This is a genomic window from Qipengyuania seohaensis (assembly GCF_002795865.1).
GTDB lineage: Bacteria > Pseudomonadota > Alphaproteobacteria > Sphingomonadales > Sphingomonadaceae > Qipengyuania > Qipengyuania seohaensis.
Window position 1 is genome coordinate 308,815 of the sequence record NZ_CP024920.1, and the last position, 20,655, is coordinate 329,469.

Annotated in this window: 15 protein-coding genes and 2 pseudogenes; 6 read left to right on the top strand and 11 right to left on the bottom strand. The window is 59.7% G+C overall.

Features of this window, described 5'->3' with window-relative positions:
• On the top strand, positions 1 to 1,515 hold the full coding sequence (locus CVE41_RS01530; protein ID WP_100259087.1) for a tryptophan halogenase family protein: 1,515 nt from the start codon (positions 1 to 3) through the stop codon (positions 1,513 to 1,515).
• Between the two features lie 29 nt (positions 1,516 to 1,544).
• Here the strand turns inward: CVE41_RS01530 and CVE41_RS01535 are convergent, their stop codons facing one another.
• Positions 1,545 to 2,927: an NAD-dependent succinate-semialdehyde dehydrogenase gene (locus CVE41_RS01535; protein WP_100259088.1), complete on the bottom strand. Its 1,383-nt coding sequence runs from the start codon at positions 2,925 to 2,927 to the stop codon at positions 1,545 to 1,547.
• A gap of 220 nt (positions 2,928 to 3,147) precedes the next feature.
• Here CVE41_RS01535 and CVE41_RS01540 point away from each other — a divergent pair, with 220 nt between their 5' ends.
• Complete coding sequence (locus CVE41_RS01540) at positions 3,148 to 3,747, top strand: SDR family oxidoreductase (RefSeq protein WP_100259089.1); 600 nt, start codon at positions 3,148 to 3,150, stop codon at positions 3,745 to 3,747.
• Positions 3,748 to 3,803: 56 nt separating this feature from the next.
• Here the strand turns inward: CVE41_RS01540 and CVE41_RS01545 are convergent, their stop codons facing one another.
• The gene (locus CVE41_RS01545; RefSeq protein ID WP_100259090.1) at positions 3,804 to 4,205 is read right to left on the bottom strand and encodes a hypothetical protein; all 402 of its coding nucleotides are present in this window, start codon (positions 4,203 to 4,205) and stop codon (positions 3,804 to 3,806) included.
• A 294-nt stretch (positions 4,206 to 4,499) separates the two neighbouring features.
• Complete coding sequence (locus CVE41_RS01550) at positions 4,500 to 5,717, bottom strand: PQQ-dependent sugar dehydrogenase (protein ID WP_198507690.1); 1,218 nt, start codon at positions 5,715 to 5,717, stop codon at positions 4,500 to 4,502.
• A gap of 123 nt (positions 5,718 to 5,840) precedes the next feature.
• On the opposite strand from CVE41_RS01550, the gene CVE41_RS01555 reads away from it, so the two are divergent.
• Positions 5,841 to 6,278 (top strand): hypothetical protein, encoded by a 438-nt coding sequence (locus tag CVE41_RS01555; RefSeq protein WP_100259092.1) that lies wholly within the window; start codon positions 5,841 to 5,843, stop codon positions 6,276 to 6,278.
• Between the two features lie 302 nt (positions 6,279 to 6,580).
• Here the strand turns inward: CVE41_RS01555 and CVE41_RS01560 are convergent, their stop codons facing one another.
• The 5 genes from CVE41_RS01560 to CVE41_RS01580 form a co-directional block, all read right to left on the bottom strand.
• The gene (locus CVE41_RS01560) at positions 6,581 to 8,821 is read right to left on the bottom strand and encodes a DUF11 domain-containing protein (protein ID WP_232725742.1); all 2,241 of its coding nucleotides are present in this window, start codon (positions 8,819 to 8,821) and stop codon (positions 6,581 to 6,583) included.
• Entirely contained in the window at positions 8,818 to 14,001 is a 5,184-nt protein-coding gene (locus CVE41_RS01565; protein WP_100259093.1) for a DUF11 domain-containing protein, read from the bottom strand. The genes CVE41_RS01560 and CVE41_RS01565 overlap by 4 nt, the downstream gene beginning before the upstream one ends.
• A gap of 46 nt (positions 14,002 to 14,047) precedes the next feature.
• Positions 14,048 to 15,154 (bottom strand): DUF11 domain-containing protein, encoded by a 1,107-nt coding sequence (locus CVE41_RS01570; RefSeq protein ID WP_100259094.1) that lies wholly within the window; start codon positions 15,152 to 15,154, stop codon positions 14,048 to 14,050.
• 70 nt (positions 15,155 to 15,224) lie between these two features.
• Positions 15,225 to 15,671, bottom strand: coding sequence for a hypothetical protein (locus tag CVE41_RS01575; RefSeq protein ID WP_232725743.1), 447 nt, complete (start codon positions 15,669 to 15,671; stop codon positions 15,225 to 15,227).
• 83 nt (positions 15,672 to 15,754) lie between these two features.
• The gene (locus tag CVE41_RS01580; protein WP_232725744.1) at positions 15,755 to 16,675 is read right to left on the bottom strand and encodes a hypothetical protein; all 921 of its coding nucleotides are present in this window, start codon (positions 16,673 to 16,675) and stop codon (positions 15,755 to 15,757) included.
• Between the two features lie 1,313 nt (positions 16,676 to 17,988).
• Here CVE41_RS01580 and CVE41_RS01585 point away from each other — a divergent pair.
• Together CVE41_RS01585 and CVE41_RS01590 are read left to right on the top strand one after the other, a co-directional pair.
• Entirely contained in the window at positions 17,989 to 18,156 is a 168-nt protein-coding gene (locus CVE41_RS01585; protein WP_100259097.1) for an MbcA/ParS/Xre antitoxin family protein, read from the top strand.
• Positions 18,156 to 18,581 (top strand): DUF2384 domain-containing protein, encoded by a 426-nt coding sequence (locus CVE41_RS01590; RefSeq protein WP_100259098.1) that lies wholly within the window; start codon positions 18,156 to 18,158, stop codon positions 18,579 to 18,581. Before CVE41_RS01585 ends, CVE41_RS01590 begins: the two co-directional genes overlap by 1 nt.
• Before the next feature lie 28 nt (positions 18,582 to 18,609).
• On the opposite strand, the gene CVE41_RS14925 is transcribed toward CVE41_RS01590, so the two are convergent.
• The 3 genes and pseudogenes from CVE41_RS14925 to CVE41_RS01600 form a co-directional block, all read right to left on the bottom strand.
• A complete protein-coding gene (locus CVE41_RS14925) occupies positions 18,610 to 18,846 on the bottom strand; it encodes an enoyl-CoA hydratase-related protein (protein ID WP_198507691.1) in 237 nt (78 codons plus the stop codon).
• Positions 18,847 to 18,964: 118 nt separating this feature from the next.
• Positions 18,965 to 19,405, bottom strand: a pseudogene (locus tag CVE41_RS14995) (enoyl-CoA hydratase-related protein); the annotation flags it as partial.
• Position 19,406: 1 nt separating this feature from the next.
• Positions 19,407 to 19,790, bottom strand: a complete 384-nt coding sequence (locus CVE41_RS01600; RefSeq protein ID WP_100259100.1) for a nitroreductase — start codon at positions 19,788 to 19,790, stop codon at positions 19,407 to 19,409.
• Positions 19,791 to 19,951: 161 nt separating this feature from the next.
• Between CVE41_RS01600 and CVE41_RS01605 the strand changes: the two are divergent.
• A pseudogene (locus tag CVE41_RS01605) lies at positions 19,952 to 20,554 on the top strand (helix-turn-helix domain-containing protein); the annotation flags it as partial.
• Positions 20,555 to 20,655 lie beyond the last annotated feature (101 nt).

Genomic DNA, 20,655 nt, shown 5'->3' on the forward strand with positions numbered 1-20,655 from the left:
ATGACCGACCCTGTACGCAAGATATTGATCGTCGGCGGAGGCTCGGCTGGTTGGATGGCGGCGGCCTATCTGTCGCGCGCGCTCTCAGATACCGTGGCTATCGAACTCGTCGAAAGCGAAGCGGTAGGCACGGTGGGTGTTGGTGAGGCAACGATCCCGCCCATTCGCGAATTCAATCGCTTGGCCGGGATCGACGAGGTGGAGTTCGTCAAGGCTACGGACGCAACCTTCAAGGTGGGTATCGAGTTCGAGAACTGGGGCGCCCCAGGCGATCGATACCTCCACGCATTCGGCCATGTGGGCCAAGAACTCGACGCAATGGTTCGCCTCCATCATTGGTGGCTTCTGGGCAAGCAGGCCGGCGGGAAGGATTACCCGCAATGGCAGGAGCTTTTCCTCGGCCGGGCGGCAGCAGACCTGGATCGCTTCGCCATAGACCAGCGTCCGGGCAGCGAACTCTCGCGCCTCCTTCCCCACGCCTATCATTTCGATTCCCTCAGCTACGGTAGATATCTGCGCAAGATCGCCGAAGATCGCGGTGTGAAACGTACCGAAGGGCAGATCGTTGCGATCCACCGGGACCCGGAAACCGGAGACGTTACAGGCGTCAGCCTCGATGGCGGCGCAATGCTCGAAGCCGATTTCTTTATCGACTGCTCCGGTTTCCGCAGCCTTGTGCTTGGCGAAGCCATGGAGGTGCCTTTCGATGACTGGAGCCACTGGCTGCCAGCAGACCGCGCAGTGGTCGTGCAGACCGAAAACGAAGGCGCAGCGCTTTCGCCAATTACTCGCGCCACGGCCCATTCCGTTGGCTGGCAATGGCGAATCCCGCTCCAAAGCAGGACCGGGAATGGTCATGTCTATTCCAGCGCGTTTTCGAGCGATGACGAGGCGCGAGATCGCCTTCTGTCCACGGTTTCCGGGGCATTGCGCGGCGATCCCCGCCTGATCCGATTCAAGACGGGAAGGCGCAAGAATGCGTGGTCGGGAAACGTCGTTGGTATAGGTCTCGCAGCGGGCTTCCTCGAGCCGCTGGAGTCGACGAGCATCCATCTGGTCCAGGCCAGCCTCGAAAGACTGGTCGAGCTTTTCCCGACCAAGGCCATCGACCCCCTCCTGCGCGACCGCTTCAACACTCAGACGCAACAGGAATGGGAGCAGGTCCGGGACTTCGTGATCGCGCACTATGCGGTGACGCAGCGCGATGATTCCGAGTTCTGGCGTCATTGCCGGACGATGGAGCTACCCGAAGCCCTCTCGACGATCCTTGATCTATGGCGGCCTCACGGAAGTCTTGCCATCGATGGCGGACATCTCTTCCAGCTCAGTTCGTGGACATCGCTTTTGCTGGGCCAGAACCTTGAACCCGACCAGCCACATCCCGCCACCGCGCGGGCGCAACCCCAGCCAATCGCGGACCGGATCGCGCACATCGCCTCTTCCCTGCGCAAGAGCGCCGAAGGGCTGCCCGATCATCGCCAGTTCCTGGCCCGCATGGCCGGGACCCCGTCATAGGTCCCGGCCACGGTTGGTCAGGTGCCAGATCAGGAAGGCAGGAAAATTGCCTTGGCGTTGACGAATTCCTTCATGCCGAAGCCGCCGTGTTCGCGGCCGTAGCCTGAATCCTTCACTCCGCCGAACGGCATGTTCGGATCAGCAGCCCCGAAGGAGTTGATGCGGACCATTCCGGTGTCGAAGTGATCTCGGGCCAATTTGATCGCCTTGTCTTCGTCCTTGGTGAAAATACCGCCGCCGAGTCCATAGCGGCTGTCGTTGGCGATCCGCATCGCGTCTTCGTCGTCTTTCGCGCGAATGATGGACGCTACCGGGCCGAAGAGTTCGTCGTCATAGGCTGGCGTACCCGGTTGGCAGTCGACCAGGACGGTGGCTGGGTAATAGTATCCTTGCCGGTCCTTATCCGGTTCGCCGCCGCATAGCAGGGTCGCCCCGCCCTCGACGCTTTTGCCGACCTGTTCGACGAGCGTGTCGAACTGTTCCTCGCCCGACACCGGGCCGAGCTGGGTGTCCTCGTCGAAGGGATCGCCCATCTTGACCGATTTCATGCGCTCGACAAATGCCGATACGAATTCGTCGTAGACCGCGTCGGTCACGACGAACCGCTTGGCAGACACGCAGGTTTCGCCATTGTTGTAGAGCCTGCCTTGGACGCAGGTCTTCACGGCAAGATCGATGTCGGCATCTTCGAGCACAATATAAGCGTCGTTCGAACCGAGTTCGAGAACCGTCTTCTTGAGGTTCTTTGCGGCCAATTCGCCGATATGGCTGCCCGCGCCATCGCTTCCAGTCATGGTCACTCCCCGGATAAGATCGTTTTCGATGATCTTGTCCGAAACATCGTGGTCGACAAGGATCACATCGAACAGGCCCTTGGGCAGCCCGGCTTCGAGACACAGGTCACGCAACAACAGGCCGCTGCCGGTACAGATCGACGCATGTTTGAGGATCACGGCATTGCCAGCCATGATATTGGCGGCGAGGACCCGCATGGGCTGGTAAACCGGGAAATTCCACGGCTGCACGCTGTAGATGACACCGATCGGAGAATAGGTGACGATGCCGCGTTTCTTGCCGCCGCTGTGCTTGCGCTCTTCATCGGCAAGCGCATCGGGACCGTTGTCTGCGGTATATTCGCAGATGCGGGCGCAAATCTCGATCTCGGTCTTTCCGTCCTTGTAGAGCTTGCCCATCTCGCGGGTCATGAGGTCCGAAAACTTGTCGGCGTTATCCCTCAGGACCTCGGCAATCTTGCGCAGGTATGGTGCGCGCTCCTCGTGGGTCTTCTTGCGCCAATCCAGGAAAGCTTCATGCGCAGCCTCGACGATACCGAAAGCTTCGCTCTGGCTCATCAAGTCATAGGTCTGCAGGTTTTCCCCGGTCGCGGGGTTCTTGGTCTGGATCGTGCTCATGGAGGATTCTCTCTGGAGGTTGGGCAAGCGATGGTGGCTCGTCGCTCGCAAGGTTGGACTTCACGTGGCCAACGGCGCCGGGACTGGCGTGTTCCGACACGCCCATCTTGGCTGTCAGCCATCGCGGCTGACAAAGCTCTTTGAAACGAACGGTGCCCGGCTGCGTTCAGAACCCAAACCTCAGCCCTTCAAATCCAATTTTCCAGAACGCAGGCACATCATGAAAATCCTCATCGCTGGCTCCACCGGCAACACCGGACTCCGTTTAACCCGACAGCTGATGGAGGCCGGCCACGAACCGATTGCGATGCATCGCGCCTCCTCCGATATTTCGAAGCTGCCCGACGGTGTAGCGACGCGTGAGGCCGATCTGACGCAGTTGGACGACGATATTTGCGCAGGCGTCGATGCAGTGGTCTTCGCGGCCGGCTCGGGCGGCGATACGAGCGAGGAAATGACCGACAAGGTTGATAGAGATGGCGCAATCGCCCTCATCGATCATGCCAAGGCAGCCAATGTACAGCGCTTCGTGATGCTGAGCTCTATCGGGGCGGACGCTCCGGACCCGGACTCCGACCTGTTCCACTACCTGAAGGCAAAGCATGACGCAGACGAGCATCTGCAGGCATCGGGCCTCGAATATTCGATCGTCCGGCCGGTCGCACTCACCGACGATGACGGCGATCGGGATGTGAAGCTCGGCGACGATGTCGATCCAGAAGGAACGGCAGCACGCGGGGATGTAGCGGCAGTGCTGGCCCGTGCGGTCAGCGACGACGCCTTGCGTAACAAGGCCTACAGGATGGAAAGCGTCGGCTGAGCGAAAGAGCGGGGCCCTTCGCAGCGAAGTGGGCCCGCTCTACCCAACTGACCCTGTCACATGGTCAGCGGTTCATATGCCACTCGTGTGACGGTCAGGCTTTCACCTTGGTCGCTGGTTATATCCATACTCTCGCCCACCGCGACCTGAGCCGGTGTGGACCAGCAAACCTGTCCATCGTCGTCCATTGCGCTCGTGAAGCACTGCATGCCGTCAACCATGACGTATGTGCCATGATCGAAATGCTCATCGCCTGCATTGGCAATGTAATTCCCGTCTGCGTCGATGGACTCAATAATTTCCTGACCATCCATGACAAACGTCCAGCTGGTCTCATTGAGCGACATGATTTCTGCTGGAGCTTCGGCGTCCTCGACCACTACGCCTTCTTCGGCTGGTTCAGGGCTTCCGCAAGCTGCAAGAGCCGCGATGCTGCAAATGGCAATGAGCTTCTTCACTGTGATTTCCCCCTCAAATGAGAAACTAACCTACCATCGCGCGACATCGGCCCATAATTCATTCTGAAGCGGCGCGTTAGTCGTTGATCTCCATGAAGAAAAATAGAACGGTGAGAGCACATTCTCACATATTGGACGCATGAACGCCCTGATCATCGCAAGCACAAGTCGGGTTTGCGTCGCCTTTTATCGTCATTGCAGGAATTTTCGCGGAGGAGAGACACGAGGTACCAGATAGCGGACTAGGGAGCCGACAATAGGGTCTGGCTCGCGCGCCACCCGGACCACCGCTGGCTATTTCGCCCGCTGCTTTTCGGCTCCGCTGCCTTTGGGCGCCACGCGCAGGATCCGGCTTCCTGATTCCGGTTCTTCGGTCAGCAGGTAGAGGTAACCGTCGGGCCCTGATCGCACGTCCCTGAAACGGACATCGAGCTCGCCGAACAATTCACTCTGCTCTCCGAGCGATCCGTCGGCATTCATGCTCACATGCCGCACATGGCGGAGCGCAAGAGCGGAGAGGAAGAGGTCGCCCTTCCAATCGGGAAACGCCTCGCCACCGTATTGCGCGAAGCCCGATGGCGCGATGGAAGGCGTGAAATGGACTAGAGATTGCTCGGTCCCCTCCAACGCTTCGAAGGGCGAGACCCGACCGCCCGAATAATCAAGCGCGTAAGTCACGGTCGGCCAGCCGTAGTTCGCGCCGCGGTTGATGTGGTTGATTTCGTCGCCCCCAGCGGGGCCATGCTCGTTTTCCAGCACGCGGCCGTCCTGGGCGAGAATGATCCCTTGCGGGTTGCGATGACCGTAGGACCAGATTTCCGGCAGCGCGCCTTCCCGGCCCACAAAGGGGTTATCCGCCGGGACGCTGCCATCATCATTAAGGCGGACAATCTTGCCAAAATGATTATCGAGTTCCTGCGCTTTTTCGCGGTAATGGAAGGCGTCTCCTACCGGCATCAGCAAGGTGCCATCTGGCAGAAAAATGAAACGCGCGCCGTAGTGGTTACCCTGAATGCGGGCGGGTGACGCAGCGAAGAGTTGCTCGCCATTCGTCAATTCACCGGCGTCATATCGAAAGCGCATCAGGAATAGCGTGTTTTTGCCGTCTCCTACCTTTCCGGCGAAGGAAACGTATACGAGGCGGTTCGCGGCGAAATCGGGATGCAGAACCACATCGAACAGGCCAGCCTGTATGCCATCGCCGTGATGGACATCGGCAAAATCGCCGTTGTCGTTGAAGTCGCGAATCGTTCGCTTTGTTCCATCCGCTCCGACCAGCAGAAGCTTTCCCTTGCGCTCCGTCACCAGCATATTGCCATCGGGCAGAAATGCGAGTGACCAGGGGTGATCGAGGCCATCGGCGACCGTCTGAATTTCGTAGTCGATAGCACCGGCGTCTACGCGCCCGGCAAGCTGGCTGGTCTTCTCGCCCGCATCCGACGCGCCCTGGTTCGAACACGCGGTCAATAACAGCCCGGCAGTCATAGCCAGCAGTGTCGGAAAGCGGCGCATCGGGAATCCTCTTGCAGTGCACGGCAAGGTATTCAGCCCTTGGCAGGCTTTGTCCACCTCATCCTCTGGACTTGCTGCCGGTAGCGTAGCATCAGGAGTTTCACACAGATGGGAAGACCACTGATGACGATACTACGTTGGATTGTCGCTCTGATAGCGGCGACACTGGGCACCTACGTGCTGGGCGTGATCGTCAATTCCCAGTTCGTGATGAATGCGCACGATGTGCCCATCAGCCTTTCGGAACGGCTGAACATGACGGCTTTCGACGTGTCGAACATGTATCTCTATTTCGTGATCGTATTGATCACATTCCTGCTGGGCTTCCTCATCGCATCAGTGGTCAGACGCTTCCTGCCGGGCCTGGCCCGCGTGGCCTATCCGGTCGCAGGCGCCGCGGCGATTGCGACGGCATTGGGCCTCATGTGGATGCAGTTCCAGACGATCCCCATCAGCGGCGCGCGCTCGACAGCAGGCTTTCTGGGACAGGTCATTGCCGGAGGAATCGGAGGATGGATTTTTTCGAAGATCGTCCCGCAGCGCGCCGATAACACCGGCTAACCGAAAAAGGACAAGGTCCCGGTAGCGGAGGAGGGACACGAATATCTCAAGTAACTCTCAGAAACCTATAGGATGTTCCGAGGTGCTTCCTACCAATAGCCCCATGGATACCCCCAGCGCCGAGCCCTTTCGTGTCTCGACCTAAGTTTTACCATTTTTTGTATCAGGGCTGCACAGCGTTAGTTTCATCGAAGATTGCAGCTTTTCGCTTGCCGTTCTCCAATGGCTTTTTTCGAAGGGCTGCTGATGAGGGATCCCAGACTGCTCCCACCAAGAGCTGCATTTGCACTAAGCTCAATTTACTAATCAACTTTATAGCGAACCCTGATTGTAAAGCTCCCACCGCCGGAGAAAGCCCCGCTGGGCACAACGCGGAAATCGGTAATTGCCTGGTCGCATCCGTCCGCGTCGGCGGTCGGGGTATAGGCGAATGTCGCGGCATTATCGTTTGAAAATGCGATGCTATCCGTGGCCGACGCCAGACTGCTGAAGGTATAGCTGACGTTCGAACTGCCTGCGCCGAAGATCACCGGTCCGCCAGTCCTGGAGACAAGACACATTTTTGCATCCGCGGGGCCGTCGTCGGTTACAACCACGCTGTTGGCATCGGTCGCTACGCCACCGGTATTCGACACCGTGATCAGATATTCGATTATCGCGCCGGGGATAGCCTTCGGGTTCGAAACATCGTTGATCGGGTCTGAAATCACCGAGCTGACTTTCGTCACCGACAGGGTCGTGGAAGGATTGCAGACCGTAATGTCGTGCAGACCAATGCCCTGTTGCCCGGGATCGACCGGGGCGCTGGCTGCATTGCCGTAGGTCAGGACGATCGTGTCCACCGCCTGATCAAAAGTCACGACAACGTTGCCGAGCGCCTGATCCGAATTCGACGCGCCGGTTCCGGTCGCGGTGTTGCCGGATACCGTGTTGACGTTACCGTTGGTAAGGATCGGATCGACTGTAATGCCAGAATTTCTGCCCGTGACCTGAACACGATCGGTAAACTGGCCCGATGCGAAATCGACGTCGTAAATCGAGAACTGCACGCCGCTGAATGCGCGGGGTAGCGTGATGGTCACCTGCACGACACCACTGCGGTTCGGCTGATCGGCCAAGACCGTGAGGCTGTTTTGCGCTGGCTGCAATCCGCCGGTAAATACATTGGCAACGGTAGGAGATTGCCCTCCGAATGCAGCATTATTGATGTAGGTTCCATTGTTGGTCAGCTGGAACCTGACATTCCCGAAGGCTGAGAACGCGTAGGAATTGTCGACGCTTCCCGGCGTCCATGTGGTTATGCGATCCCAGTCGAAAACCGAACTTCCCGCAGGACACGAGAGTGTCGGTGGGATGCCAGGCGGATTGCCGCTCTGCACGACGAAGCTGAAAGAAGCGTAGTCGTCTTCGGTGGTCACGCCGTTGTTCACAGTCGAATCCGGATCGTTGGCGCTGCTAGCCGTTATCTGCGCTGTATTGGTTATCGTGGAGCCTGGGGCCGATGAGACAGTGCCCGTGATCGTCAAACTGACACTGTTGCCCGGCGCCAGCGAACCGACCGACCAGTCGCCTGTCGCGGAGTTGAAGCTCCCCGTTCCGCTCGAGGATACGAAACTGAAGCCCGCCGGCAGAGTGTCGCGCACGACGATACCCGTTGGCGTTTGGGTCGAAGTGACGCTGTTCGAAACCGTCAGCCGCCAGGTGGCCGTCCCGCCCTGGACAGGAGGCGATCCCACGAGCGCCTTGCTAAGCGAAAGGTCTGCTCCGGGTCCCTGGTAGGTCAGGTCGGAGAGGCCGAGATACTGGTTCCCCGGATCACCCGTCCCCGTGTAACTGTAGTAGACGACGCGAATTCGGCGCACCGCCTGCTCGCCGAATGCGAACGAGATGGTGCCGTCGCTTGCAAACTGGTCCGATCCTCCGACGCCGCGCCAGCCATTGACGGTTGCGTCATTGGTGCGCGCGACGGAGCTGCCGATGGACCAGAAAGCGGGGTTGCTCGCAGCGTTGGACATCACGCCCGCAGTGTCGTCGTCGTAGTAGACTTCGATCGCATCAACGTAATTGCCGGCGTCGATATCGTCCAAAGAGAACCGCAGGTTGCCGACCGCGCGGCTGAGCGTGATGGTGACGGTTACCTTGTCACCCGGATCGTACGACGCGTTGTTGAAGCCGACGAACAATGGTGATTGGCCATTCCCGATCTGTCCCCCGAAATAGCTGACGAAATCGGTCGCAAACGCAGGTGTGAACGAGCCCGTTCCGTTCAGCGTCACGCCCCAGTCTACCGTTGCAGTCGTGCCGTCCGAGCCAGCGACCGTGGTGCCGCTTGGAAAGGATGTCAGCGAAACCGCGTTTGCATTCGCCCAATCCACGGTCTCATCTTGTGCACTCGCGACCGCTGGCATGAGAATTGCGAGAACAAATGCCAGCCAAGCCATGGCGATCTTGCGGTAATATTTCGCGGCTGCGCAAACCATGTCTTCGACATAGGCAGACATGGTAAACAGTGTGTTTACCGAGACGGATTTGCCGGTGCTCATCGCGCGTCCCTCCCAAGGCCGAGGCCGCTGAGGGTGTTGGCGTCGAATTTTATCCGAACGGCAGCGTAGAGACCCTGCTCGGAGTTGCGCGCGGCGGAGAAATCGGCGTCGCGAAAGCCGTCGATATTGTAGCCAACCGTAAGCAACACGTCGTCCGCCGGGGTGAACCCGACTTGGGGACCATAGGAGAAGCTGTAAACTTCATCATCAAGGTTTGCCCGGACTGTTGCGGTGGCACCGATTTCGAAACGATCAGTGATGCCGAAACGCGCACCAGCTCCTGCAAGCAGGGTCGTCCCCGAAAACTCTGCGCCTTCGAACCGGTCGAAATTGTATCGGCCGCCGAGAAACAGGGTGTATTCGTCGCGGCGCGTCTCGTGCTCCATGCCGCCTTCGTCAAGGTCGGTGCCGCGCGGTGACCAGTTGGTGGACCAGCTGGCGACCAGGCGTCGCGAAATGGCATCGCCGTCGACGGTAAGCGCTGTCCGGCCGGCCGCTCCGGCCTGGCCCGCGATCGCGCCCGTTACCCGGTCGCTGCGGTATTCGAGCTTGCCCAGCATCGCCACTTCCGAGGCGGCAGGGCGATGCGCAAACGCGATGCCCGCGTCGACGACCTCGGTCGTGGCGCCGCCTGCGGTCTCGGCGCGTGTCCACGTGGCGCCCGAGCCGACGATGCTGCCTTCACCCAACTGGCGGATTGCCCCGAAAGTGGCTCCGGCGCGGTCTGCTTCTTCACCATCCCGGTACTCGCCGCGAGCGGTGACGCTCCAGCGATCCTTGCGCCAGGCAGCACCCACTGTCAGCGCCGTAAAGTCTTCGAACAAGGCGTTGCCGGTCAGCTGGCCGCCACTGGCGACAGGTTGTGCCGAATTGATGACATCGGCAGTATCGGGCGAACCGCCGAGAGTGCGATTACCGTCGATCGTCGCATCGAGCGTCAATTCCTTGCTGATCTGCAAACTTTGGGAAAGCCCGTAGGCGGCGAAGGTGCGATTGCCGAACTCGTTGATGGTTTCCTGGCCCAGCGTCGTCACGATCTGGCCACCCCGCCACGGCGTAAATTCGATGCCGCCGCGCAGCTGGCGGGCGCTGACGTTATCGCCATCGGCATTCTCGTAAGTCCCCACCAAGCGGACATCCGGCGTGATCGCATAACGCACACCGAGGCGGTGGCGCGCGGGCAAGTCGACGCTTTCCGCATCGTCGAGCGCGATTGCGCTGGCGGCGCTCAGTTCGAGCTTGTTGTTCAGCAGCCGCTGGGTGACACCGCCTTCCAGCAGCGTCGAGCTGTTGGTCGAACCATCACCGAGCCGGTCGTTGAAGTGCGAAAGGCCCAGGCGGAAGTCCGTGTTCTGGCGAGTCAGATTGAGCTGGGTCTGGGCGGCCCGGCGGCGAGTGTCGTCGGTGAGGCTGTTGTCCTGCCAGACGCTTCCGAGAATGCTGAGGTGTTCGGCCAGCAGCACGCGCCCATCCACGCCGACCTTGCGGCGGCCAAGCTCGGCCCCGTTCTGCTGGCCTATGCCGTAGTCGGCGTCGAGCTGGCGGGCGTAAGCGAGCAGATCGATATTCTTGGTCTGGTGCTGGGCCTCGACGAGCCAACCGGTGGCGGTGTTTCCTTCGCTGCGGCTTACGGCGATCTCGCCGCGAACTTCGGTGGAGTTCCCGATCCGTGCGCGCAGATCGACAGCCCCGATCTCGGTGCGGGCTCCGTCGCCCTTGTCGCTGATGACTGTCGCGCCGAAGCGGACATCGCCGTCATCGGTGCTCCAATCGGCGCGGACACCTGCATTGAGTTCCGCCTCGCCCAGGCCATCCGTCTCGTATTCGACGACAATGAATTGCGGATTGAGGTTTTCGTCGCGGCTCAAAACGGGTCGCGCGAAACTGATCGTCCCGGACAGCAGGTCGATGTCGTAATCGATAAAGCGCGTCAGCGTTTGCGACGACACGATCAGCTCGGAACGGAAACGGTCGCGCGTTTCGATGGTCACCCGCTCGCTGTTGGCGAGGATCTTGCGGCTACCGAGCTGGTACGGTCCGGAGATGCCCTGCCCTTGAATTTCCTCGCGCTGCAGGCGACTGGAAATCTCTGCGGCAAAGCCCTGCGCCTTGACCTGCCCAAAACGCGCCTCGCCCTTCACGCCGGTGGCGGTGCGATTGTAGCGTGCCAGCCTGGTTTGATCGAAACCGGTCTCGAAATCACCGTAGAGCGCGTAAAAAGTCGAAGTCTCGATGCGGACATAGAGCTTTTCGCGGCTGGCGGCATCGAACCGGCGGAGCGAACCGTCGGCGAAAACGGTGTAATAGGCCTGCGGATCGATAGTCCCCAACACGCGCTGGTCTTCGCGCTGCTTGGCACTGTCGTAAGCCAGAGTGACAAGATATTTTCCGAGCACCCGGCCCTTGGCATAAAGCGCAACGCGGGCATCGTCGCCGAGGTCGCTGTCGAAGCGACCGGTGCGTTCCATGTTATCGGCGACGGAACGCGCCCCGACCGTACCTTCTACCAAGCCGATCACCGTCCATTCGATATCGCCGGGTTCGATCCATGCTTCCACTTCCTGGCGACGCGCGATCTCGCCGTCGTCGAAAACGAAATCGAGTTGCAGCGACCCGCTCACCATTGTCGGAGCGAGTTCGATGAGAGCGATGCCGTCGGTGCCGGTGACGGTCCAGCGCGCAGAACTGGGCGCAAGGCCGGTGAGCTGGTTGAGCTGCTGGCGATCGAGCTGTTCGGCGCTTTCGTACGGAGCGCTCAACTGGAAATTGCCGGAAACCCCCTCGCGCAGGGGCTTGTCGTTGCGGTCGAGAACGCGAATGGCGACCACCGGCCGAGTGCGTCCATCGGCAACCAGATTGGAAAGCTCGGGAACCAGCTCGACCCGGGTCGGCGTGGTGGTGAAGAAGACTTCGCGGGTGAACGCTTTCGTCGGCTCGCCGAACGAATTGACCACCTCAGCGGTCAGGACGGATTTCTCATTGAGAAGCGGGACGCCGCGCCAGGTACTGACGGCGAAACCGCCCCTCTCGGGAGTAAGCGTGCCGTCGAAGGCGAGGGGATTTACCGGTTCGCCGTCAATCTTGAGATTGATCGTCTGTCCACGGCGGTGTCGCACGGCAACGCGAATAGCGGGAGCGCGCGGATTGGCATCGACAGCCGGCGTCAGAAAACCGTCTTCTCCGTCACCCAGGGCGATCCAATCGGTGTTGGGTGCGAGCCTTTTCGGCGCGCTGGTTGCATTCGCGACCGGCAGGAGGACACCCTGCTGTACCAGTTCGTCGGCGTCCGTTTCCAATACCGTATCGGATGCGATGGCCTCGCTCGCGCGCGCGCCTGCGCCTTCCGGTCGTGTTTCCGCGAATTTGGCGACGTCCTCCAAGGCACCTTCGGGGACGATCGCGTGGAAATCTGCGACCTGGAGACTGCCGCCCTGCCCAATGACGAAGCGAGAATTCGCGCTCCCGGCATTGCGAGTGTCACTATGGCAGTCGACGAGCTCCGCGCCTTTGGGCAGCGTCATCTGCGACACCTGCACGACGTGCGTGCCCGGCACGACACCTTCGAAATGATAGCGGCCGTCGGCATCGGTTATCGCATAGCTGCCGTCTTCCATCATGACGCGCACGCCGGGGATACCCGGGCGGGGATCGTCCAGATCTTCGAGCCGGGTACATGGACCGGCCGTGATGCGCCCGATGATGGTCAGGCGGTCGGCGATGGTTTCGCGTTCGATGTCGATTGCGGCGCTTGCCCGCGCAGCGCGGCCGAGCGAATCGATCGCGAGCGCATCGTTCAGCGCACGGCCCGGTGCTGCATCGGGGCGCACGGTCATGGCATAGGTGACCCGGCGGGTTGCACCACCGGCAATATCGCCCAACGCGATCGTCAGCTTGCTGCCATCGGGCGCGATGGTGGCTCGGTCGGCAGCCTCATCGCCGTCGATGCGGATCGTGTCAGGGCGAAGCCTCAGCTCCGGCGAAGGCGTGTCGGTCAGGACGACAGCGCGCTTCACGCGGCTCGGGTCGGCATTGCGAGCCGTAACCGTGTAGAACACGACATCGCCGGGCACCACGCGCTGACGCGACGCGGTCTTGGTCAAACCGATCTCGAGGCTGGGCCTGTCGAGAGGGATGTCGACCTGTACCGGTACGGGAGTATCGAGTGCGAAAGGCGCACCATACGAAGAACCGCTGATAAGGAAGTTGCCGCCGTCGGGACGCGTAAGGCGTGCGAGATCTTCGGGCGATACAGCCGAAGGAGCGGAATAGGGCTCGGGCGGCACGATCTCGATGCGATAGCGTCCGAGGAAGGTCAGCGGGAACCAGTACTGGCCCGGCCCCAGCTCAACGACATTGCCGGCGCCATCGGTTACCGGCTGGCCGGATATGACCGTGGAGGGCCACGGGGTCACGCCATCTTCGGCAAATACCGTTGCCGGAAGTCCGGTGACATCGTCGATCAGCGTCACGCGAGCACCATCGACGGGCTCGCCTGTTTCACTGTCGAAAACCACGCCGAACGGATCGGCCAGCACGTCAACGGTGGTGCTGGCGAGCGTTGCGTCACCGCCGGGCGTGAAAGCGGTGATTTCGATGGTGCTGCCGTCCGCAAGGCTGAGGCGGCAATCGTCGCGAGTTGGTGCGGGTGCAATACGAACCGTGCCGATCCGCCCGACAAATACACCGGTATCCGGCCCCGTCTCGTAAATGGTCAGCTCTTCGCGATCGCCGCTGGACGAGGTTATGACGACATCGAGGATATCGATCGCTGCAGGATCGCGGTTCGCCGATCGCGCGACGACATCGAATAGCAGCGGCTGGCCGACGCGTATGATACTCGTTTCGTCGGCCTCCAATTGGTCTCTGTTATCCCTTCCGCCGCTCGTAACCGAATTCCCGGAAAACGGCCTCTGTTCGCTCGAAGCGGCGCAGACAGGCACCTGGAAATCGAGATCGAAGCTTCCCCCTGGAACGGGACGGAAAGTCCGGATCTCGGGAGCCGGTGCAGCAACGTCGAACGTCACGGTGTTGGACGTCGTTTCCCGTTCCCGGCCAGCGAATTGCCAGCTTGCGGTTGCGGTGTTGGAAATGGTCCGGGCAGGTTCTGCCACGACCTGTGCGAATACCCCCTCCGCGAGCAGGACCAAAGGCAGCAGTACCGCGAGGAGTACTGCTGCCATCTGCCCAAAGGAGGGGGTGAAACGCAAAGGTTTGCTTCCGGCGTGGTTAGTTGATTGTCACGCGGAAGTAGAGCGAACGCGTCGCGCCTGCTGCGATGTCGCTCAGATTGCCGAGCACCTGGTTTTCACCAGCATCGCCGGTCCCCGCGCCGTAGGTCCCACCCGCCGATCCATCGGCGTTGCAGGTCGCTACCGGTTCTGCGCCCGAGCTGTCGACCGTTGCCGTCCCGTCGACGAAGATGCCGAAGGCCGACAGGTAGGTCACATCGAAGGGCAGATCGTCGGTCACGGCGATATTGGTCGCGGTGGCGCTGCCCGTCGCGTTGGAGACGGCGATGCAGTACTGGATTGTCGCGCCCGGGATGGCTTTCGGATTGGTCGTACCGTTTACCGGGTCGCTGATGATGCTGCTCGACTTGACGACAGTGACATTCGCACCGGACACCGCAAAGGTGCCTTCGTCGGAAAACGCGCCGTCATTGTCGATTTCCTCGCCGGTACCACCGTTACCGTCGGCCAGTACGGTGTCGATGCCCGCGGTATTCGCGCCGGCGGTCGCGTCGATATTCGCACCCAGGCTACCAATAGTCCCGCTTTCATGCGCATCCGCCACAAGGGCGACGTCGAATGTGTCGGTATTGACGGCATCAAGCGTGATATCGGCGACGACCAGAACTGCGATCGTTTCGTCCCCGGTTCCATCGTCTGCGAGAACTTCGTCGAGGTAATTGATCGGACCTGCGGCAAGTTCATCGGCATCGAGTACACCGTTGCCGTTGTCATCGAGGTAGATTTCGAAGTTCTCGATGTTGGCGCCGGTGCCTGCAGTCAGGACAGCCGTCAGATCGAGGTCGACGGTGGCGTTCGACAGATTGGTGACGTCGAATGCCAGAGCGACGTTTTCTTCGCCAGGCGACACGGAAACGGGCGTCGCGCCGGTGAAATTGACGTTCACGTCGATCTTGCGGTCGACTGTGAACGTATCGCTATCGGTCACGGCCACTTGGTCGACCCCGCCGACCCGGTAATCGACCGTCACATTGTTGGTGATCGAACTTCCGGCGGTGGTCCCTTGGGCCATTGCCGGAGCGCTGGAAAGTGCGATGAGCGCAGCCGAGCTCACCGCACCCAGCAACTGGGATGTTGGTTTCATTGAAGGTTCCTCTGCGTTTGTCCCGCGCTAATCACACCGCCCGCGAGACTTGGCGGCTATCCTTCGCTTCTCAGCGGATGATGGCGGGATATTCGAGCCGACCGCTGGCGCCCGGCGCGATCGACGCGATTGTCCAGCGGACATGCGTTACATCGGCGTGGGTAGCGGAACGGACAGAGCCGTCGTCCTCGGTGACGCTCAGACTGGAGAGCGTGCCCCAACTAGTGCCATCGTCCACGGAAACCGTCAGTCCTGCGTCGGCATCCGAAGCAAGGCGGACTGCCGAGGGAAGCGGATTGGTTACGACGAAGTCGGACACCGCTTCGGAGCCCTCGTTCGCGTAATCCGTACCGAAGACGAGCCTGTCGCCAGGCACGATGAGGTCCGGCTTGACGAGCTCTGTGCGTTCCGCCCCGGTGTCGTCGGCGATGACCTTCACGGCCATCACATCGCCGGAGAGCTTGACCGAGCCCGTCGGAGAAGGCGCTTCCGTAAGCGTATCTTCTTGCGCCAACACCTGGGTAGGAGCAAAAGCAAGAATGGATACGCTTGCGACCATTTTTATTAGCGTATTCATGTTCTTATATTCCAATCCTAGAATTAATCTATGGAAACATTGAAAGAGATGGACTGCGTGGCAGGGGCAGTGACCGATCCGAGATCGACTGAAATTCCATCGGTGTCCGAAGCCTCCCCCGCATCGTCGCCCGCGGCATCGGTGAGCGGGGTGCCATCAAGGGCAAGCGTTCCCGTGACATAGGTGGTGCCGGCCGGGATGATGTCCGCGACAACCAGATCGTTGACCGAGCCGCTACCGGAAACCTCGGCAACAATCGTGAAGGTCACGATGGATCCGGGAACCGCGCTCTCCCCGCCGAAAGGATCGACGATGGTAGCGGATTTCGTCAGGTCGACGGCAGTCAGGCCTACCTGGATAGTTCCTGTGGCTTTTGCAGTTGCCCCGGTCGTACCGACTATGGCGTCGCCGCCATCGACACCCTGGCCTGCGAAGGTGTCGCCCGGCGCGCCAGTGCCAGTTACGGCTTCTGCAGCCAGCTCCACATTGGTCTGCTGGCCGTCCGTAACGCTGTCCGGTACCGTGACGATCACGAATACCGTGACGGCCTCGTCAGCGGCAAGCGCGTCAACAGTTTGAGGCGCTGTCAGAATTTCGTCGACACCCGGATCGTAGACTCCGTTTCCATTGGTATCCACGGCGATGCTTTCGACGAGCACCTCGAAGTCGTTTCCGGCAACGGCGGTGTTCGGGGTTAGCGTGAACGCTTCGGGCCCATTACCGGTGTTGGTCACCTCGAACGTGAGCACAACCTCGCCGGGCGTCGCGCCGACCGCACCTGCATCCAGCGAGGTGACGGTGACGTCGAGCAGTTCGTCGACGCGCACGACCACCGTGTTCGACTCGATGGTTTGGGGCCCGTCGCCTGCGTCGAATGTCGCGGTAGCCGTGTTCTCGATCAGCGTACCGGCATCGACCCCCGCGGCGAGAGCTGGGGAAGCCAATGCACAAAGCGCGACCGCTGAACCGGTAGCGAGATTCCTAATGATTGTATGCGTGTTCATACTTACCGCGATTAGGCGGTAAAGGTTACCAAGGTGTAAGCGAATTGCCGGAAATCGCTGATTTCTGCGGATAGCTGATAGTGTTGCGGGTCCGGAAATGGTTAATGCAAGCGCGCTTTTAGCGTATGCAAACAGCGCTAAGGCACGAAATGAGGTTTCACCGTGATCTTAGTAGAAACCGAAAATGAATGATGCAGTCGAGAGCGTGTTTTTTGCAGCGACTGGGTTCTGGAACGGTCGAGACTAACCTCGCAATATTGCCTGTTTTTTTCCATTTTGGGAAGTTCTCGCACGAAACGAGAAAGCAACGTTTTCGTGAAAAACGCAACCGGCCGATCTTTTAGACTTCAAGCCCACGCGCTGACACTACCAAATGGGCTTTCGAGCCAGCAACTTTTCGGGATAAGTGCTTCATGCCGAGCACCGGGGCACATGTTAACCCATGCGCTCACTAATCTGGTAGCGGAGGAGGAACATATAGTGAACACTTATCCGCTTGTTTCTATTTATTAATTCTGGCGAACGCCTAAGAAATACCCCCATTGGTACCCCCATCCTCTGGCATTTTCGTTGAATCGTTAATCTGGAGCGCCGAACCGTTCTTCGGTGCAGCCGGTGAATGCTCGCACCCTCCCCTGCAACGGCAAGGATTGGGCCGTTTGCGGAACGGCAGGTTTTGGGATTGGTCTGCCAGCTTTACGTCATTCGTCGATGATGATGGGCGAACAACGCTCCCCGTAAGCCTATCTTGGGCGCGCCGATCTCGTCAGCTAACTGGCCAAAAATACAGCCATCATCGAGTTGGCCTCTTCGGTCTTACGAATTTTAGGCATGTAGGCCCAGAATGCATAAGAAAGAGCGTAGAATCTCTGCTTAACCAAATCCTGACCAAAGTTGGCTGTACCGCTTCGCGCCAGGTCCTAATTACTAGTGATGAACCAGGTCGGCGGGAAATCTGATAGATACCCATAACTAGGAGAGAGGGCCGGATCGGAAAGCGGGTGTGAGGTATACTGTTCCGTAGCCCTCACACCTAATGAGCTACCGTGAATTCACCGACCTCACTGCCTGTACTGGCAACCTCGCGCTCCCCTTGTTGGAAACCGTAGTCTGGTACGATTTCCCCCTGACGATCAGTAACATCATTCCATTTGAGGGCGATTTCACTGGCAGCATCAGAAGTGCGTCCAACAGTGCACACTGGCGTTAGGGTGATATGTGCGGCAGCGAAGTGTCCCGCTCCTGCGCACAATATGGCGCGCGTATGCGCCGACGACCTTTTGAGCACCATCCTCTTCATGCACAAGATCCATCCGTGGCTGGAGGGCCAAACACCTCTCGAACGTGCCGAGCAATCGGACGAAGGCCTTGCGTACGTGATCGATATGATCGGAGCGATTGAGGCCGGGGTTCACATCTGATGGGCAAGCGCACCGTTCGGTCGGAATGTTCGAACCGAGATAGCGCTTGCCTTCATGCTTTCGGCAATATCGCAGCGGATTGGGACATGACCGTTCCGGAGCAATGCTTGCTTCTTGGAGTCGACGACGAAAATGTCCTGCAGGATTGGATGGAACGTGCTCGAGCCGACGATGACGTTTCGCTACCTGAAGACGTGCTGGAAGGCATCTGCTGTGTCCTCTCAATATACGCCTCGCTGGTGATCCTGCTCAACCATGATCAATCGAAATGTTGGGTGCGGGCGCCAAATCGAGCTCCGCTATTTCGAGGCAGGTCCGCGATGTCGCTGATGGCGAGCGGAAATCGGAAGGATCTGGAAGATGTCGTTCGGGACTTGCTGAGCGAACGCTACAGATTAGATAACCCTTTCCTTTACGGCCGGTAGATCGAAGCGAAATGGAGGAGCAGCCTGCTTAGCGTCCTTCGAAGTTTGGATTTCGTTTCTCGAGGAATGCCCGCAGACCCTCCTTGATATCACTCCTTCTGAACATGGCTTCGAGGATATCGTACTCGCCATCGGTCTGAGCCTGCATCGCAGCCGCGATGCCGCGATGCTGAAGCCCAAGCATTGCCGACTGCTTCCTCCCCTGGATCGCGAGAGGTGCGCACGCCACTATCTTGTCGGCAAGCCTGCGCGCTTCGGTGAGCACTTCCGATCGGGAACGATGCTGTTGAGGAGACCAAGAGACAGCGCCTTCTCAGCGTCGATCGGGTCGCAGGTAAGCAGGATTTCATGGCCGGCTTCCAACCCAATTGCCTTACCAGGCGATGCATACCGCCCGCGACTGCCGCGGTCCCGATCTTGGGTTCCGGAAGTCCGAACTTCGTGCCCTCGGCTGCGATTGCGAGGTCAGCAGCCAGAACCATTTCGAAGCCGCCTCCGAAGGCAAAACCGTTCACAGCAGCGATGATCGGTATGAAACAGTCATGACGGTTGGTCAGGCCGCCGTAGCCCGATGCAGGGACCGGGTAGTCGGCTTCGGTCTCGGAATCGACCATTACCCCGATATCGCCTTCCGAACAGAAGGCCTTGTCGCCCGCCCCGGTGAGGATCGCGACCCACAAACTATCGTCATTTGCGAACTCGTCGAACGCTTCGGCCATCTCCGCGTTGGTTCGCGGTGACACCGCGTTGTGCTTCTCCGGCCGATTTATCGTGACAGTGAAGATCCGGCCATCGCGCGCTGTTTCGATATCGTGAAAGCCCACGTCAGTTCTCGAAGCCGTGGAAGGTCGCAAATTCTTCCGGTGCAATACGCGGCATGGGAATATCGGCCGCGACCTCGGAGGTATCGGGGTAGCCGAGAGCCATGCCCATCAGCACCATCTCCGTTTCGGGTAGATCGAGCACCTTGCGGATCGTGCCCGACCACATCGACCAGGCCGCCTGGGGACATGTGGCCAGCCCGCGCTCCTGTGCCAGCAGCATAAGGGTCTGCACGAAAATGCCGCAATCAAGGATTTGCAACTTCCCCAGGCTGCGATCCAGAGTCACGATCAGTCCCACAGGGGCGTCGAAGAACGACAGGTTCTTCGCACTCTGCATCATCCTCGCGTGCTTGTCTTCACGCGATATTCCGAGCGCTTCGTACATGCGCTCTCCGCATTCGAACCGCCGGGTGCGCCAGGGTTCACTTGGGATAGATCGGCACGTCGGACTCCTCGCCCATGGGAGACTCGGCGGCGCGTGCGGATACCGCCTTCGTAAGATCAGCTTTCGTCTTCCCGGTCAGGACATGGACACGCCACGGCTGGGTGTTGCCATACGAGCATTTCAGGCAGGCAGCCCGCGCCGAACGCCACGACGTGGACAGATTGACGCTGCTCTATCGGGCGAGTTTCGAGCAGGTTTGTCATCGCCTTTCGACATTGCAGCGCGAGGGCTCCCGAGGCGTGCCTGTATTCTTCTGCCGCGTTGATATGGCGGGTAACATCACCAAGCGTCAGAGCGCCACCAGACTGCAGTTTGCGCGATTTGGCGGTGCCTGCCCGCTATGGATCGTCCATGAAGCCGTGGCCATTCCCGATCGAGTGCAGGTCCAGCTGGCCGAGACGCCCGATGGTGTCCGTTATGTTTCCATGGCAAAGGGGCTGAATAAGGCGTCCGGAGGATTTGATCGGAATCCGCGCCGTTATGCTGTCGCGCTCGGTTGCGAGGTCGAGCATGCCAGTGAGTTCATATACGCCGACAATATCGACCTGATCTCAGCTGGAGTAGCCACCGAGATTGGGGCATCCTGCAGGATCTGCCCGCGAACAGGCTGCGACCAACGCGCATATCCTCCCAGCGACCAGCAGATCGAAGTCGATCTGTTCGAAAGGGGCGTTGTTACCTATTCGATGCGGCAAAGCGGCTAGATGCTGATCTGGCGAAACGGATGAGAGCGATGGGCGAAGAGCGATCGCAAAAGATAGAGAGCGAATAAACCAAAATGCATACAGCCAGCACAGCCCACAGA

Bases quoted from the DNA above. Each gene is read 5' to 3' on its own strand.
- CVE41_RS01530 (WP_100259087.1), top strand. From the start codon at position 1: ATGACCGACCCTGTACGCAAGATATTGATCGTCGGCGGAGGCTCGGCT.
- CVE41_RS01535 (WP_100259088.1), bottom strand. From the start codon at position 2,927: ATGAGCACGATCCAGACCAAGAACCCCGCGACCGGGGAAAACCTGCAG.
- CVE41_RS01540 (WP_100259089.1), top strand. From the start codon at position 3,148: ATGAAAATCCTCATCGCTGGCTCCACCGGCAACACCGGACTCCGTTTA.
- CVE41_RS01550 (WP_198507690.1), bottom strand. From the start codon at position 5,717: ATGCGCCGCTTTCCGACACTGCTGGCTATGACTGCCGGGCTGTTATTG.
- CVE41_RS01555 (WP_100259092.1), top strand. From the start codon at position 5,841: ATGACGATACTACGTTGGATTGTCGCTCTGATAGCGGCGACACTGGGC.
- CVE41_RS01560 (WP_232725742.1), bottom strand. From the start codon at position 8,821: ATGAGCACCGGCAAATCCGTCTCGGTAAACACACTGTTTACCATGTCT.
- CVE41_RS01565 (WP_100259093.1), bottom strand. From the start codon at position 14,001: ATGGCAGCAGTACTCCTCGCGGTACTGCTGCCTTTGGTCCTGCTCGCG.
- CVE41_RS01570 (WP_100259094.1), bottom strand. From the start codon at position 15,154: ATGAAACCAACATCCCAGTTGCTGGGTGCGGTGAGCTCGGCTGCGCTC.
- CVE41_RS01585 (WP_100259097.1), top strand. From the start codon at position 17,989: ATGGCGCGCGTATGCGCCGACGACCTTTTGAGCACCATCCTCTTCATG.
- CVE41_RS01590 (WP_100259098.1), top strand. From the start codon at position 18,156: ATGGGCAAGCGCACCGTTCGGTCGGAATGTTCGAACCGAGATAGCGCT.
- CVE41_RS01600 (WP_100259100.1), bottom strand. From the start codon at position 19,790: ATGTACGAAGCGCTCGGAATATCGCGTGAAGACAAGCACGCGAGGATG.